Annotated in this window: 15 protein-coding genes; 8 read left to right on the plus strand and 7 right to left on the minus strand. The window is 73.7% G+C overall.

Features of this window, described 5'->3' with window-relative positions:
• Positions 1-75 precede the first annotated feature (75 nt).
• The 7 genes from ACRRSS_RS12270 (at position 76) to ACRRSS_RS12300 (ending at position 6712) form a co-directional block, all read left to right on the plus strand.
• Positions 76-678, plus strand: a complete 603-nt coding sequence (locus tag ACRRSS_RS12270) for a hypothetical protein (RefSeq protein WP_435971229.1) — start codon at positions 76-78, stop codon at positions 676-678.
• Positions 675-1376, plus strand: a complete 702-nt coding sequence (locus ACRRSS_RS12275) for a DUF6230 family protein (RefSeq protein ID WP_435971230.1) — start codon at positions 675-677, stop codon at positions 1374-1376. The genes ACRRSS_RS12270 and ACRRSS_RS12275 overlap by 4 nt, the downstream gene beginning before the upstream one ends.
• Positions 1377-1607: 231 nt before the next feature.
• Positions 1608-2864, plus strand: coding sequence for an NAD(P)/FAD-dependent oxidoreductase (locus ACRRSS_RS12280; RefSeq protein WP_435971231.1), 1257 nt, complete (start codon positions 1608-1610; stop codon positions 2862-2864).
• Complete coding sequence (locus tag ACRRSS_RS12285; protein WP_435971232.1) at positions 2861-3871, plus strand: DUF1365 domain-containing protein; 1011 nt, start codon at positions 2861-2863, stop codon at positions 3869-3871. Before ACRRSS_RS12280 ends, ACRRSS_RS12285 begins: the two co-directional genes overlap by 4 nt.
• Positions 3868-5235, plus strand: coding sequence for a class I SAM-dependent methyltransferase (locus ACRRSS_RS12290; RefSeq protein WP_435971233.1), 1368 nt, complete (start codon positions 3868-3870; stop codon positions 5233-5235). Before ACRRSS_RS12285 ends, ACRRSS_RS12290 begins: the two co-directional genes overlap by 4 nt.
• Positions 5232-6068 carry a DUF1295 domain-containing protein gene (locus tag ACRRSS_RS12295; protein ID WP_435971234.1) on the plus strand — a complete coding sequence of 279 codons (837 nt, stop codon included), beginning with the start codon at positions 5232-5234 and terminating at the stop codon, positions 6066-6068. The genes ACRRSS_RS12290 and ACRRSS_RS12295 overlap by 4 nt, the downstream gene beginning before the upstream one ends.
• Positions 6065-6712: an alpha/beta fold hydrolase gene (locus ACRRSS_RS12300; protein WP_435971235.1), complete on the plus strand. Its 648-nt coding sequence runs from the start codon at positions 6065-6067 to the stop codon at positions 6710-6712. The genes ACRRSS_RS12295 and ACRRSS_RS12300 overlap by 4 nt, the downstream gene beginning before the upstream one ends.
• 34 nt (positions 6713-6746) lie before the next feature.
• Here ACRRSS_RS12300 and ACRRSS_RS12305 read toward each other — a convergent pair whose 3' ends face one another.
• A complete protein-coding gene (locus tag ACRRSS_RS12305; protein ID WP_435971236.1) occupies positions 6747-7475 on the minus strand; it encodes an adenosylcobinamide amidohydrolase in 729 nt (242 codons plus the stop codon).
• 127 nt (positions 7476-7602) lie between these two features.
• Between ACRRSS_RS12305 and ACRRSS_RS12310 the strand changes: the two genes are divergently transcribed.
• On the plus strand, positions 7603-9813 hold the full coding sequence (locus ACRRSS_RS12310; RefSeq protein ID WP_435971237.1) for a hypothetical protein: 2211 nt from the start codon (positions 7603-7605) through the stop codon (positions 9811-9813).
• 99 nt (positions 9814-9912) lie between these two features.
• Here ACRRSS_RS12310 and ACRRSS_RS12315 read toward each other — a convergent pair whose 3' ends face one another.
• The 6 genes from ACRRSS_RS12315 to ACRRSS_RS12340 form a co-directional block, all read right to left on the minus strand.
• Positions 9913-10107 carry a lipopolysaccharide assembly protein LapA domain-containing protein gene (locus tag ACRRSS_RS12315; RefSeq protein ID WP_435971238.1) on the minus strand — a complete coding sequence of 65 codons (195 nt, stop codon included), beginning with the start codon at positions 10105-10107 and terminating at the stop codon, positions 9913-9915.
• Positions 10108-10273: 166 nt separating this feature from the next.
• Positions 10274-11065 carry an ABC transporter permease gene (locus ACRRSS_RS12320; protein WP_435971239.1) on the minus strand — a complete coding sequence of 264 codons (792 nt, stop codon included), beginning with the start codon at positions 11063-11065 and terminating at the stop codon, positions 10274-10276.
• Positions 11062-12072 (minus strand): ATP-binding cassette domain-containing protein, encoded by a 1011-nt coding sequence (locus ACRRSS_RS12325; protein WP_435971240.1) that lies wholly within the window; start codon positions 12070-12072, stop codon positions 11062-11064. Before ACRRSS_RS12325 ends, ACRRSS_RS12320 begins: the two co-directional genes overlap by 4 nt.
• A 402-nt stretch (positions 12073-12474) precedes the next feature.
• Complete coding sequence (locus ACRRSS_RS12330; protein WP_435971241.1) at positions 12475-13311, minus strand: DUF4097 family beta strand repeat-containing protein; 837 nt, start codon at positions 13309-13311, stop codon at positions 12475-12477.
• 108 nt (positions 13312-13419) lie between these two features.
• On the minus strand, positions 13420-13980 hold the full coding sequence (locus ACRRSS_RS12335; RefSeq protein ID WP_435971242.1) for a hypothetical protein: 561 nt from the start codon (positions 13978-13980) through the stop codon (positions 13420-13422).
• An 87-nt stretch (positions 13981-14067) separates the two neighbouring features.
• On the minus strand, positions 14068-14604 hold the full coding sequence (locus ACRRSS_RS12340; RefSeq protein ID WP_435971243.1) for a GtrA family protein: 537 nt from the start codon (positions 14602-14604) through the stop codon (positions 14068-14070).
• Between the last annotated feature and the right edge of the window lie 28 nt (positions 14605-14632).

Raw genomic sequence — 14632 nt, forward strand, 5'->3', positions numbered from 1 at the left:
GCCGCCCCGGCACCATGTCCGGCCCGCGCCCCGGCACCATGTCCGGCCCACGCCCCGCGCAGGGCCGCCGCTCTCGTGCCGCGCGAAGCCGTGGCCGTGGCCGTGGCCCTCGTCCTCGCCGTGGTGACGGCCGTCTGGTCCGGGCAGCCGAGCCGCGCCGCCGGGGTGACCGCCGCCGTCCAGCCGATGGGCGCGCCCTTCCTGCCCTCCCCGGACCCGCTGCACGTCACCATCGCCAGCATGGTCGCCGTCTCCATGACCGTGGAGAAGAACGTCACCATCCGGCTCTCCGACGGCACGACCCGCGTCACCAACCAGTACACCTTCACCAAACTGAAGATCCGCTCGCACATGAACGTCACCCAGCGGGCGGCCGGCCACACCGTCACCATCGACGTCCCCGACGAGGGCTCCCTCGGCGGCTACGACAGCGCGGGGAAGCCCGAGACCACCACGATGTGGGGGAACATCTCCCACGTCTGCGTCCGGGTCCTCGTCAAGATCTGCGGAGTGCAGGGCCTCCTCGACTTCTTCGGCTCCCTCATCCCGCTCACCGCCGGAGCCGAGGACTTCGTCGGCGACATCTACGCGATCCGTACGGTCGACGATCACGCGGCCCTCGACTCCACCGACAACCCCGTCCACCTTCCCGGAACCATCACGGTGACCACCCCATGAGCGCCCATAACCGCGGTCCGGAAGGGCGGACCCACTGGCGCCGGTCGCTCGCCGTCGCCGTGCCCGCGCTCCTCGTCGCCGGGGGCCTCGGCTCCGCCATGGCGAGCGGCGCGCTGGCCGTCGGCCTTCAGATCCAGGACCGGCCCGTCGACTTCACCACGAGCAGCCTGTACGGGACGCAGTACGGCGCCGCCGTCGTCGACCAGGCCGTCGTCCGGCCCGACGGAAGCACCGGAACGGTACGGGTCCTCCGCATGGGCTTCGCGGACGGCATGATCAACGGCCTCTGCCTGAGCCGGCGCCAGCAGATCGCGGGAGCCACGTACACGATGCTCCTCACCCTCGGCGACGACAATCCGGGCTCCTGGGAGATCAGGACGAAGAACACCGTCCTCGACCTGCGCAACGCCACCGGCGTCCTCGACATGGACGGCGTCGTCGACCTCAACACCAACGGCGCCGACGTGAAGACCGTCAAGGACGCCACCGGCGCGTACGTCGTCAACCCGCTGAACAGCCCCCAGCACCGCTTCGGCATCCAGGCGCGGTACGCCAAGTTCGACCGGATCGTCGGCACCGCCCAGGACTTCCAGATCCCCGGCCTCCTCACCACCCCCAGGCTCAAGCTCTCCGTCCGCCCGGGCACGGTCGCCTGCCCCGCCCCGGCCGCGCCCACGGGGACACCGGGGACGCCCTGACCGACCGTCGCGAACGCCCCGGTACGACCATCGCCCGATACGACGCATGAACGATGCGAGTTGAGCAGCCTCCACCGTCCGGCCGACGGTGGGGGAACCGGGAGCAGGCGAGCCCCGCCCGCGTGTCGCTCGGCCGGTCACCCGTCCGACGGGCCCGCGGCTACGAAGTACAGACGGGGCGGCGCGTCACGGAGCGCCGAGGGACCCCGGACCCGAAGGGCGGCGGAGACGATGGACGGGCGAAGCATCGCGGTGGTGGGCGGGGGCGTGGCGGGTCTGACCGCCGCACACGTGCTGTCGCGGGCGTACGACGTGGTGCTGTACGAGTCCGAGGGGAGGCTCGGCGGCCATGCGCACACCCACGAGCTGCCCACGCGCGAGGGCGGCACCGTCCGCGTCGACACCGGCTTCATCGTGCACAACGAGCGCACCTACCCCCACCTGCTCCGTCTCTTCCGCGAACTGGGCGTCGCCACGCAGGACTCCGAGATGAGCATGTCCGTCCGGTGTGACGGCTGCGGAGTGGAGTACGCCGGTGCCCGGGGCGTCCGCGGGCTCCTCGGCGGCGGCAACCTCCGGCGGGGTCGCCACCTGCGCATGCTCGCCGACGTGTCCCGATTCCACCGGGCCGCCCGGCGACTGCTCACCACGGGGGACGACACGCGGACGCTCGGCGACTTCCTCGCCGAGCACCGGTTCTCGCCCTACTTCACCGGGCACTTCGCCGTTCCGCTCGTCTCCGCCGTCTGGTCCTGCGCGCCCGACCAGGCACTGCGCTACCCGGCCGCGTACCTCTTCCGCTTCCTCGACCACCACGGCCTCCTCTCCGTCACCGGTTCCCCGCAGTGGAAGACCGTGACCGGCGGGTCCGCCGCCTACGTCGAACGCGTGGCCAAGGGGATCTCCTCGGTCCGTACGGCCACCCCCGTGCGCGCGATCACGCGCGGAGCGGACCACGCGCGCGTGACCACCGAGGACGGGGAGACGACCACCCACGCGGCCGTCGTCATCGCCGTCCACGCCGACCTGGCCCTGCGGCTCCTCGCCGACCCCACCGCCGACGAGCGGCGCGTCCTGGGTGCCTTCCGGTACTCCCGCAACGCCACCGTGCTCCACCGGGACACCTCCGTGCTGCCCCGCTCGCCGCACGCCCGGGCGTCCTGGAACTACCGGCTCCCCTCCTGCGAGGCGCGACCCGACGCCGTCCAGGTCAGCTACGACATGAACCGGCTCCAACGGCTGCGCGTGACCGAGCCGCACCTCGTCACCCTCAACGCCGACGACCGGGTCGACGAGTCCACCGTCCTCGCCCGCATGACCTACGAACACCCCGTCTACACGCCGGAGTCCGTCGCCGCCCAGCGCGAACTCCCCGGTCTCCGCACCGCCGTCACCGCCTACGCCGGAGCCCACCACGGCTGGGGCTTCCACGAGGACGGCTGCCGCTCCGGCGTCGAGGCGGCCCGCGCCCTGGGGGTGAGGTGGTGACCACCCACGCCGCCGAACCGGCCGTCGCCCGTACCCCCGCCCTATCGACCCGGGTCCCGGCGCTCTACCTGTCCGAGGTCGTCCACACGCGCGTGAGCCCGGTGCGGTACGGGTTCCGCCACCGCACCTACTTCTGGCTGGTCGACCTCGACGCGCTGCCGCGACTGCCCCGGCTCCTGCGCCCCCTCGCCCGCTTCGACCCCCGCGACCACTTCGACGGCACGGCGCCGACCCTGCGCGCCGCCCTCGACGGATACCTCGCGTCCCAGGGCGTACCGAACGCGGACGGGCGGGTCCTGATGCTCGGCCACGCGCGCGTGCTCGGGTACGTGTTCAACCCGCTGACCCTGTACTGGTGCCACGACCGGGCCGGCCGCCCGGTCTGTGTCGTCGCCGAGGTGCACAACACGTACGGGGGGCGCCACTGCTACCTGTTGAGGAGCGGCGGTACGGGAGCGGCGTCCGGTGACGCGCCGGCCGCGCCCGGCCGTACGTCGGCCTCGTCCGGCAGTACGTCGGCCTCCTCCGGCGGTACGGCGTCCTCATCCGGTACGCCGTCCTCGCCCCGCACACCGGCCGAGGCGGCCTCGTCTGCCGCGGCTGCCTCGTCGGTCGTCTCCGTGGCGAAGGAGTTCTACGTCTCGCCCTTCTTCGACGTCGAAGGCTGGTACCGGATGCGACTGCCGCTCCCCGACGACCGCCTCGACGTCACCGTCCAGCTGTGCCACGACGACGGCACCCGGCCCCTGACCGCCACCGTCCGGGGACACCACCGCCCCGCGACGGCGCGCGCCCTGCTGGGCATCGCGCTGCGCAGGCCGTGGTCCACCGCCGCCGTCTCGCTCGGCATCCGGCTGCACGGAATCCGCCTCTACCTCAAGGGACTTCGCGTACGACCGCGTCCACCGGACCCGGCGTGTGTGCCGCCTTCGGCACCGACGACCTCACCCCAGGCCCAGAACCCGACCCCGGTCCGCCCCCTGTCCTCCCGAGAAGGCATGTCGTGACGCTCTCCCTCCCCTCTTCCCGTCCCACCGGCGCCGCGCACGGCGAACCCACCGCCGACTCCGCCGGCCCCGTCACCGTCGACCCGGCGCGATGGCCCGAGGTGGCGCGCCTCCCGCGCGCCTCCGCCCCGCGCACCGCCATCGCCCGGCGGATCCTGGAACGAGCCTTCTCGCGCCTGCCGATCCGCGTCCGGTACGAGGGCCGACCGAACGCCCACCCCCGGATCCCCGCACCCGCCCGGCACGGCGGCACACAGCCCACCCTCACCCTCCACGACCCCGCGGCCTTCCACCGGCGGATCGGCGCCCGCGGTCTCATCGGCTTCGGCGAGTCGTACATGGCGGGAGAGTGGGACAGCGACGACCTCGTCGGTCTGCTCACCGTGTTCGCCTCCCGCGTCGACGAACTGGTTCCCGCCCCCCTGCGCCGGCTCCGCGGCGCCTGGGTCCGCCGCAGGCCCGCCCGCGACCGGAACACCCTCGACGGCGCCCGCGAGAACATCCACCGCCACTACGACCTGTCCAACGAGCTCTTCGGCCTGTTCCTCGACCCGACCCTCAGCTACTCCTCGGGCGTGTTCGCCGCCTTCCCCGCCACGCCCGAGCGCCTCGCCCCCGCCCAGCACCGCAAGATCGACCGCCTGCTCGACCTCGCGGAGGTGGGTCCCGGGACCAACCTCCTGGAGATCGGCACCGGTTGGGGTGAGCTGGCCGTCCGGGCGGCGGCACGCGGGGCCCGCGTCCTGACCGTCACCCTCTCCGCCGAACAGCGCGCGCTCGCCCTCCGGCGGATCGCCGACGCCGGGTTCTCCGACCGGGTGACCGTCGAACTCCGCGACTACCGCGAGATCGAGGGGGAGTACGACGCCGTCGTCAGCGTCGAGATGATCGAGGCGGTCGGAGCCGACTACTGGCCCGACTACTTCGGCGCCCTGCGCCGCCTCCTCGCCCCGGGCGGACGCGTCGCGCTCCAGGCCATCACCATGCCCCACGAGCGGATGCTCGCCACCGCCCGCACCCACACCTGGATCAGCACGTACGTCTTCCCCGGCGGCCTCATCCCCTCCCGGGAGGCCATCGACCGCGAGAGCGCCGCCGCGGGACTGCGGGTCACCCACGACACCGGCTACGGCGCGCACTACGCCGAGACCCTGCGCCTGTGGCGGGAACGGTTCCACGCGCAGAGCGAGGCGGTGGAGGCGCTCGGGTTCGACCACGTCTTCCGCCGCATGTGGGAGCTCTACCTGGCGTACTCGGAGGCCGGATTCCGCGCCCGGTACCTCGACGTACGGCAGATCCTGCTCACCCCGGCGCCTACCCCGCTGCCCACCCCGGCCGAGGCGCGCGAGGGCAGGCTGTCATGAACGTCCTCGCCCAGAGCCTCGACGCCGGCGCCCTCGAACTCAACCTCGCGGTCTGCGCCGGGGTCGCGCTCGCCGTCATGCTGCTGACCTTCGTCATCGGCACCGTGAAGGGCCTGCACAGGATCGTCGACGTCGCCTGGGGCATCGCCTTCGCCGCGGTCGCCGTGACGACCTGGTTCCTCTCGGCCGGGTACGGCGACGACGGGCGCAGGACCGCCGTCGCCCTGGCGACCGTCGTATGGGGACTACGTCTCGCCGCGCACATCGCTCGGAGGGGACGTGGCCACGGTGAGGACCCCCGCTACGCCCGGATGCTCGCCCGCGCCCCGGGCAACCTGACGTTCTACGCCCTGCGCACCGTCTACCTTCTCCAGGGATCGCTGGTCTGGCTCGTCTCCCTGCCGGTCCAGGCGGCGGCGTACCTGCCCCGCTCGCTCGACGCCCTGGCCTGGGCAGGGCTCGCGATCTGGGCCGTGGGCCTCTGCTTCGAGGCCGTGGGCGACCGGCAGCTCGCCCGATTCAAGGCGGATCCCGCGCACCGGGGGCTCATCATGGACCGGGGGCTGTGGGCCTGGACCAGACACCCCAACTACTTCGGGGACTTCCTCGTCTGGTGGGGGCTGTACCTCACGGCCTGCGCGACCTGGCAGACTGCGGCCCTCACCGTCGTCTCCCCTCTCGTCATGAGCGGCCTGCTCATCAAGGGAAGCGGCAAGCGACTCCTGGAGGCCCACATGGCGCAGCGGCCCGGATACGCGGCCTACACCGCGCGCACGAGCGGGTTCTTCCCCCGGCCACCGCGCCGGAGCGGGGACGGGGCGACCTCGCGATGACCTACTGCCGCACCGGACGCGCCGACCCGGGCGCGCTGCTCGTCCGCAGCGTGCCCGCCGTGCCCACGGCGGCCGTGCTGGTGCTGCACGGAGGGCGCGCCGACGGGTCCGGGCCGCCGCCCGCCCTCAACCTTCCCGCGCTGCGGATGCGTCCCTTCGTCGGTGCCGTGACCCGTGCGGTACGGGGCCGGAACGTGCTGATCGCGGAGGTGCGGTACCGCCACCGGGGCTGGAACGGCCCGCGGGCCGACGCCGCCCGCGACGCGGAGGCCGCCCTGGCGAGCCTCAGGGAACGGGCGGGGCCCGTGCCCGTCGTCCTCCTCGGCCACTCGATGGGCGGCCGTGCCGCGCTCCGCGCGGCGGGCGACCCGGCGGTCAGGGGCGTCGTCGCCCTCGCGCCCTGGTGCCCCGCCGGCGAGCCCGTCGACCATCTCGGCGGCCGCCGTCTCTACCTGCTCCACGACGAGACCGACCGGGTCACCTCGGCCCGCGAGTCCTGGGACTTCGTCCGCAGGGCCCGGGCGGCGGGCGCCGACGCGGCGGGCATCCCGATGTCGACCGGGGGACACGCGATGCTCCGGGGCGCGGACCTCTGGCACCGCCGCGCGGCCGAGCTCACCGCCTCTCTGCTGGCGCACGGCTGAGGGTCGGCCGGGTGCCGTCCGGCGCCCCGGTGCGTCAGGTGGCGATGCCGGGGCTCCGGGCCTCGGCGCCGGCGACCGAGCCCTCGGCGGCGAGCAGCCCCGCGCAGGCGTCCCGGGTCGCCCGGTGCACCGCGCGGGCGAGCCGCGCGCCCCAGAGCGAGCGGGGCCCCGCGAACAGTTCGGCCTCGCCCCCGATCGGTGTGGGAGCGGCGACGCAGACGGCGTCCGTGGGCGTTCCGGAGGCGTCCGCGCCCAGTTCGACCAGGGCCTGAACCTTCGCCTCCGTCGCGGTGGCGACAGCGTTGACCAGGGCGGCGTCCGTGAGCGGCACGGGCAGCGACACGATGATGTTGATCGTGCCGGGCCGGGGAGCCGGCACCCCGCCGGTGCCCGGCGCGGCGGCCCAGCCCCGTACCCCTATCCCGGCGGTGACCACGGCGCGCGCACCGCCGTCCACGGCCTGGCGCCGGTCCGCCACCGAGGCCGCCGTCATCAGCCCCACGCCGGGGCCGGCGAGCCCCGCGCCGGTCGCCAGGTCGCGGAGGTGGGCCACCGGATCGAGACGGTCGTAGCCGGGCGGGACCTGGGCGTTGAGGACCCACTCCCGTGGGCCGATGCCTCCGCCGAGCACGGCGCTCGACACCATGCGCACGCCCGGTCCCGGAGCCCACACCAGGAGCGGCCATTCCCGGCCCTGTTCCGTGTGCGCGAGGAGAGCCGCGTGGGCAAGGGAGGGGCAGGTGAGGGGGGTTCGCGGAGGCACCCCACACCCTAACGCGCGACTTCTCCGGCTTACCCTGACGAGACGCCGGTCGGCAAGGGCCGCTTCCGGGGGGTCGTACGGTCACAGGTCCGAGGTGACGCGACCGCCCCGGGCTCGTTGGCCGGTCATGTCGTCCCGTCATATCGCCTCCGGAACCTCGATATCTGCCGACCGCTCCGACCGCTCCGACCGTCCCGCACTCGACGCCGCCGAGGCCGCGCTCGTCGAGAACTACCCCGGCCTCGTCCGGCTCGCGTACCTCGTCCTGCCGCCCGCGCTCGGCCGGCACCGCCGCGTCCTCACCGCCCACGGTCTCGTCCAGAAGGCCCTCGCGGAGTCCGGCGGCCGGCGCGGCTGGTCGGAGCCGCCCCGCACCGCGACCGGGAGGGGAGCGGGGACCAGGGTGGAGGGTGTGACGGAGACGGGGTTCGGGGCCGGGGCCGGGTCTGACTCCGAGTCCTCCTCCGAGTCCTCCTCCATGTCCGAGCCCGCCGAATCCCGGTCCGAGTCCCAGTCCGAGTACGGGTTCGGGGCGCCGGGCGCCTCCGGGGAAGTCCGGCCGCCCGAGCCTTCCCTTCCCGCGCAGCGGGGGAGCGAGCGGCCCGCCTACTCCTGGCTGCGGGCCACCGTCGTCCGGGCCGCGCTCCGCCCGCCGCGCCGCTTCGCACCCTCCCTGACGCTGCCCGTCGTCCTCGGCCTGAGGTTCTTCCCCCGCGCCGGCGGCTCCGAGGAACTCGCCCTCGACCGCGCCCTGGCCGGTGCGACGCCCGAGGTCCGGGCCGCCCTCGCCCTGCGTACGCTCGAACGCCTTCCCGCGGACGCGGTCGGCCGTCTGCTCGCCTCCGCCGGCGTCGCGGATCCCGCCGCCGCCCTGCGCGCGGCCGACCGGCTCGGCGCCGCGACCGGGACCGATGTCACCGCCCTCCTCGGCAGCGCCGAGTTCGACCCGTGCACCGTCCACACCCGCCCCACCGACCTGTTGCGCCGACGCCGACGCCTCCGGCTCACCGCACTCGCGGGCGCGGCGCTCCTCGCCACGACCGCCCTCGTCACCACCGTCGGCCTCCGCTCCGGGACGGCCTCCGGCCACGCCGTGTCAGCGACCGACCTCTCCGCCGCCGCGCTCGCCCGGGCCCTCGACCCCGTCGCCCTCGAGCGCACCCCCGCCGAGCGCTGGGCCGACACCTCGCGCGTCGACCACACCGCCTGGCCCGCGCGTGGCGCCAGGACCGGCGACACCGCGCTGCTCCGGCGCGCCCTCGACGCCTGGTCCCGGGACACGGGCGCCGAGGTCCGGCGGACCGCCACGCCGGGCACCGCGTCCGCGCCGCCCGCCGAACCGCCCCGACTCCTCTACGCGGGAACGGTGGACGACGCCGTCGTGGTCCTGCTCCACGACGGGCGCAGGCTCGCCCGGTACGCCGAACCCCGTGACGGAGACGGGCCCGCCGCCCTCGACCTCGCGCGGGCCGACGACGCCGACGTCACCACGGGAGCGGCCGTCGTGCTCAGCCGTACCCCGGGGCGTGCGCGCTACCTCCTCGCGCCCTGGATCGCCGAGGCGGGGGTACGGGACCTCCGGGCGCCCGGCACCGCCGCCCGCCCGCTGGAGGTCGCCCCGGACGGCGTCACCGCGCCCGTGCCGTACGACGGCAAGGGCGGGTGCTCGCGGGTGTCCGCGCTCCAGCTGACCTCCTCGTCCCGGATCGTCGAGGATCACGCCTTCCTCCTCGTCGACCTCGGGGAGTTGACCCCGGCCCACCTGACCTGGACACCCGGGCCCGGTACGGGAGCCCCGGCGCGGCAGCCGCGCGAGGCCACGGGGGAGCGGGGGCTCGCCGCCTGGGCGCGTTCGGCCTGCTCCCTGCCGGTTCTGCACGGCACGGGCGTCCGCTCGGTCAACCGCTGGGAGTACGCGGAGCAGCCGCTGCCCGAGCGGGCGGGGCGGGCGGTGTGGGTCTGCTCCCGCGTGGACACCTGGGAGGGGAGCGGCCGGGTGTCCGTCTCCTTCGAGGCACCGGCCGGGGCGCGCATGGTCGCGGAGCTGGGGGACACGGCCGCGTGCAGCCGCTTCGGCCAGCACGTGCTGGCGGGGGCCTACTGGACCGCGCCGTCGGGCACCCGGTACCTGCTCGCGGCGGGCAGCCGCCGCCTGACGGGTGTGACCGCCGTGGGAGCCGTCGCGGCCACCGCGCGGGGTCCGCTGCTGTCGGCCAGGGCGGGTGCGGGGGGCGCGGAGGGGGCGGACCCGGGCGCCGGGGCCGTACGCCTCACGGGCCGACTCGCCGACGGCTCCACCCTCCCGGCCCTGACGGCACCGACACCTTCCCGGCCTTGACGGCACCGAGGTCCGCCAGGTCTCGACGGCGCCGACCGGGCGGCTCGACCGGGTCGCAGGGTCCGGGTCTCCGAGCCTCGCCCGGGGTGGGGGAGCGGGTCAGCGCCTGGCGCGTCGGCGGGCGATGATCAGGCCGAGGACGATCCCCACGAGGAGGGTGACCGTGAGCACGGCCCAGAGGGGCAGTGTGACGGTGGGGATCCAGAGCCTGATGCTGACGGACCCGGTGTTGGCCGCGATGAACCAGATGGCGAGGCCGGCGAGCACGAGGAATCCGACGGTGCGCAGCCGCATGTCCCGGCCCTTGACCGTCAGCGTCGAAGGGCCGTGCCGAGACGATCCTTTTTGTTGCATACGTTCCATTATCGGAGCGTAGGGCCGTTTCCTCGACTGCACGGAGTTCCCGGCGGATTCCCGCCGGGAACTCCGGCCCGCGAGGGACGGGCTGTGCGCCTCCGGGTCATTTCGGGTCGCGGTTGAAGATCGACTTGGACCAGGAGTAGCCGAGGGCGGTGAGGGCGAGGCACCAGGCGAGGGCGAGCCAGCCGTTGTGGCCGATCTCGGTGCCGAGGAGGAGGCCGCGGAGGGTCTCGATGGCGGGGGTGAAGGGCTGGTACTCGGCGATGGGCCGGAACCAGCCGGGCATCGTCTCGGCCGGGATGAAGGCGCTGGAGATGAGGGGGAGGAGGATCAGCGGCATGGCCATGTTGCTGGCCGCCTCCGGGTTCGGGCTGGCCATGCCCATCCCGACCGCGATCCAGGTGAGCGCCAGGGCGAACAGCGCGAGGAGCCCGAAAGCGGCCAGCCATTCGAGCGCCGTGGCGTCGGTGGAGCGGAAGCCGATGGCCACGGCGACGGCGCCGACGAGGACCAGGCTGGCGAGCACCTGCAGCACGCTGCCGACGACGTGCCCGATGAGCAGGGAGCCGCGGTGGATCGCCATGGTGCGGAAGCGGGCGATGAGCCCCTCGTTCATGTCCATGGAGACGGAGATCGCGGCTCCGATCACGGTGCTGCCGATGGTCATCATCAGCAGGCCCGGGACGAGGTAGGCGATGTAGTCGGAGCGGTCCGCGCCGCTGCCGCCGATGCCCGCGCTCATCACGTCTCCGAAGATGTAGACGAAGAGGAGCAGCAGCATGATCGGCGTCAGCAGCAGGTTGAGGGTCATGGACGGGTAGCGGCGGGCGTGCAGCAGGTTGCGGCGCAGCATCGTCGCCGAGTCGCGGACCGCGAGGGAGAGGGAGCTCATCGGACGGACTCCTTGGACGCGTGGGCGGCGGTGGTGGGGTTGGTGGTGGCGGTGAGGGCGAAGAAGACGTCGTCGAGGTCGGGGGTGTGGACGGTGAGTTCGTCGGCTTCGATGGTGTGGGTGTCGAGGTGGTCGAGGATGGTGCGGAGTTGGCGCTGGCTGCCGTCGCTGGGGAGTTGGAGGGTGAGTGCGTCGTCGTCGTGGGTGGCGTGGGGGAGTGTGTGGGCGGCGGTGCGGTAGGTGGTGGGGTCGGAGAAGCGGAGTCGTACGTGTCCGCCGGGGATGAGGCGTTTGAGTTCTTCGGCGGTGCCTTGGGCGGCGATCTTTCCGTTGTTCAGGACGGCGATCCGGTCGGCGAGTTGGTCGGCTTCTTCGAGGTACTGGGTGGTGAGGAAGACGGTGACGCCGGTGGTGACGAGTTCGCGGATGATCTGCCACATGGTGTGGCGGGAGCGGGGGTCGAGGCCGGTGGTGGGTTCGTCGAGGAAGATGACGCGGGGGTCGCCGACGAGGGTCATGGCGATGTCGAGGCGGCGTTTCATGCCGCCGGAGTAGGTGGAGGCGGGTTTCGCGGCGGCTTCGGTGAGGTCGAAGCGGTGGAGGAGTTCGGTGGTGACGCGGCGGCCTTCGTGCTTGGGCAGGTGGTGGAGGTCGGCCATGAGGAGCATGTTCTCCTCGCCGGTGATGAGGCCGTCGACGGCGGAGAACTGGCCGGTGACGCCGATGCGGGCGCGGACGGCCTGGGGGGTGGTGGTGAGGTCGTGGCCGAGGATGTGGGCCTGGCCGGCGTCGGGGGTGATGAGGGTGGAGAGGATCTTCACGGCGGTGGTCTTGCCGGCGCCGTTGGGGCCGAGCAGGGCGAACACCGTTCCTTCGGGGACGTTCAGGTCGATGCCGTCCAGGACGGTCTTGTCGCCGTAGGACTTGCGCAGGCCGACGGCGGAGATGGCGGCGGGGGACGGTGAGCCGTCCGCCCGGTTGCTCGTAGGCATGGCAAACGAAGGCATGGGGCCCTCCCTCTCGGAGGCGTGGGTGGCTGGGGGTGGGCGAGTCCACGGGGTTGCCGGTCAGGAGAGTCGCTGCCTCCCGCTCGCATCACCATGATGGCACAAGTGTGGCGCCATGGCGAGGCCATTGTGGCGCCAAGTGTGCCGCGCGTGTACCGCTGTGTACCTGACCTGCGGGGATGTGTGGCACAACAAGGGCGCCTCCTCGCTGACCTGTGAGCTGGCGCGGAGGTGCCATGGTGGCGCCATATGCGGGGTGGGGCCGCATCGGCGGGCCCGTTCAGCACGATGCCGACGCCCCGCGTGGTGCGGGCGTCGGCACGGGCTGTGTGGCGGGTGGCGGGTGGCGGGTGGTGGGCCGACTCCGGGAGGGGCTCGGGGGCCTTGTCCCCCTGGGCCGGTTCAGGCGCGGCGGATCACGATGTCACCGGCGCTGGTCCGCCCCCGGACCTCGACCGTCTCCTCGGATGCCTGGGGTCCGTCCGCCGCCCCGAGCTCGTTCCGCACGCGCCCCGCGGTGGACCGTACGTCCAGCCAGGCGGCGGACCCTTCGGCGATCCCGATCTCCAGCGCCCCGGCGGCGGTCTCCAGGGTGATCCGCCCGCGCACCACCTCGGCGAGCCGGATGGCGCCGCTCGCGGACTTGGCGGTGACCGAGGAGTCCGCGCGCGCGACGCTGATGGGTCCGTTGGACGAGCGCACGTTCAGCTCGCCGCGGATCTCCCCGAGCGCGGTCTCGCCGTTGAGGTTCTTGACGGTGGCCGTTCCGTCGGCCCGGCCGACCCGTACCCGCCCCGACCCGTGGATGTCGACCTCGCCCGTCGCGCGGTCCACGAGGACGTCCCCGTGCGTGGTCTTCAGCCGTACGTCCGTGCCCTCCTCCAGCTGGATGTCGCCGGTGGCCGTGGTCAGGCGGCACTTCCCGAACCGTCCCTCGGCGATGAAGTCGCCGAGGCCCGTGCGGCCGGCCAGGTCCGAGCCCGTGGGCAGCTCGACGGTCACGTCGATCGATCCGATCTTGCCGAAGGGCGAACGCTTCTTGGGGCCCCTGACCGTGAGCTCCCTGCCCGTGCAGGTGACCTTGGTGTCCTCGGCGGCCTGGACGTCCTGCTTGTTGCCGGGGTCGCTCGGTGTCACCTCGACCACGGTGTCGGTGCGGTCGGCCGCGATGATCCGGACCCGGCCGAAGTCGAGTTCGAGGGTCGCGGAGAGGGGCTCGGGCGTGTCGAACGTAGGCATGGCTGAGCCGTCCTTCGGGTGTGGGTCGCTGGCTGCTGGCTGCTTCGTCGGGCGTGAGGAGTGACGGGGTGCGGGGTGGGGGTGCGGGATCGGGGTTGCGGGGTCGGGCTAGCGCACCCAGCCCGTGAAGCCCTGTCCGGCCGAGGTCGTCCTGCCGGTGTGTCCCTGCGCGGTCGAGGGCGCGCGGCCCGATCCGCCCGTCCCGCGGTCCGCCGTGGGTTCCAGGGCGGCGGCGACGGCCCGGACCAGCCAGGCGTTGACGGAGAGCCCTTCGCGGTTCGCGGCCTCCTCCACCCGGACCTTGAGCTGGGCGGGCGGACGGAAGTTGATGCGCGAGGTGGCGCCGTCCTCGACGTCCACCGGCGCCGGCGGCATGGGTGCCGGTGGTGCCACCGGCACCTCGGCCTCGCCGAAGGTGTCCGGGGCGGGCGGGGCCGTGACCACGAACTCGGGGTCGAGCCCGCGCAGCCGTACGTCGACCGAGCCGGGGGCCAGGTCACGGGTGACCTCGTCCATGGCGTCGGAGAGCGCGTTCAGCAAGGTGAGCCGGGCCGCCGATTCGAGCGGGGCGGTGAGCCGCTTGGCGAGGGCGAGGGCTTCGTCTCCACCGGCTTCGGCGGCGACGCCGAGTTCGTGCCGGAGGCTGTCGACGTAGGGAGTGAGGTCCATGCTCCCAGAATGGCACCATCGTGGCGCCATTGCAATTCGCATGGCGCCACGCTGGCGTGGAGAGGGTCCCCTGGGGCGGGTACGGGGTCAGGCGGCGGGGCGCAGGGTGGCGGCGGCGTTCGTCTCGCTGAGGTCGACGCCGTGGAACCGGACCCCCGAGGGGGTGAGTACCCCGGCCGTCGAGGCCGTCGACGTCCTGCGTCCGCTCGCGAAGACGACGAGCCGCAGGACGGCGAACCGCGCGGCACCGGTGAGCGCGGAGGCGGTCAGGTAGACGCCCTGTTCGAGCGCTGCCCCCGGCATCGCCACCACGAGGTGCAGGGTGAACACCGCCACGCAGGTCACGGCGTACCCGGCCCCCGCGGCCCCCGCCGACTGCACGTGCTGGCGCCATGTCGCGCGTCCACCCGCTCCGAAGGTGAAGCGGGCGTGCAGCTCGGTCGCGAGGAGGGTCGAGGCGATCGTGATCAGGGCGTTCGCCAGGGCCCATGGCATGCGGTCGGCGAGCGCCACCACCGCGAAGCTGGAGGCGACGCCGATGCCGCCGCCGCAGAGCGCGAACCGCGCGAAGGCGGCGAAGGCGGTGGGTGCCGCCTCGGTCCGGTGGTGCCGTTCCGGCTTCATGATCCGACCCCTCCGATGACCGACTCCG

Origin of the sequence: Streptomyces sp. Qhu_M48 (assembly GCF_051305195.1) — a bacterium.
Classification (GTDB): Bacteria; Actinomycetota; Actinomycetes; order Streptomycetales; family Streptomycetaceae; genus Streptomyces.

Excerpts from the sequence above, each read along its gene's own strand:
- ACRRSS_RS12275 (WP_435971230.1), top strand. The coding sequence starts at position 675 with ATGAGCGCCCATAACCGCGGTCCGGAAGGGCGGACCCACTGGCGCCGG.
- ACRRSS_RS12315 (WP_435971238.1), bottom strand. The coding sequence starts at position 10,107 with ATGCGGCTGCGCACCGTCGGATTCCTCGTGCTCGCCGGCCTCGCCATC.
- ACRRSS_RS12320 (WP_435971239.1), bottom strand. The coding sequence starts at position 11,065 with ATGAGCTCCCTCTCCCTCGCGGTCCGCGACTCGGCGACGATGCTGCGC.
- ACRRSS_RS12330 (WP_435971241.1), bottom strand. The coding sequence starts at position 13,311 with ATGCCTACGTTCGACACGCCCGAGCCCCTCTCCGCGACCCTCGAACTC.
- ACRRSS_RS12325 (WP_435971240.1), bottom strand. The coding sequence starts at position 12,072 with ATGCCTTCGTTTGCCATGCCTACGAGCAACCGGGCGGACGGCTCACCG.
- ACRRSS_RS12280 (WP_435971231.1), top strand. The coding sequence starts at position 1,608 with ATGGACGGGCGAAGCATCGCGGTGGTGGGCGGGGGCGTGGCGGGTCTG.
- ACRRSS_RS12335 (WP_435971242.1), bottom strand. The coding sequence starts at position 13,980 with ATGGACCTCACTCCCTACGTCGACAGCCTCCGGCACGAACTCGGCGTC.
- ACRRSS_RS12310 (WP_435971237.1), top strand. The coding sequence starts at position 7,603 with ATGTCGTCCCGTCATATCGCCTCCGGAACCTCGATATCTGCCGACCGC.
- ACRRSS_RS12300 (WP_435971235.1), top strand. The coding sequence starts at position 6,065 with ATGACCTACTGCCGCACCGGACGCGCCGACCCGGGCGCGCTGCTCGTC.
- ACRRSS_RS12295 (WP_435971234.1), top strand. The coding sequence starts at position 5,232 with ATGAACGTCCTCGCCCAGAGCCTCGACGCCGGCGCCCTCGAACTCAAC.
- ACRRSS_RS12340 (WP_435971243.1), bottom strand. The coding sequence starts at position 14,604 with ATGAAGCCGGAACGGCACCACCGGACCGAGGCGGCACCCACCGCCTTC.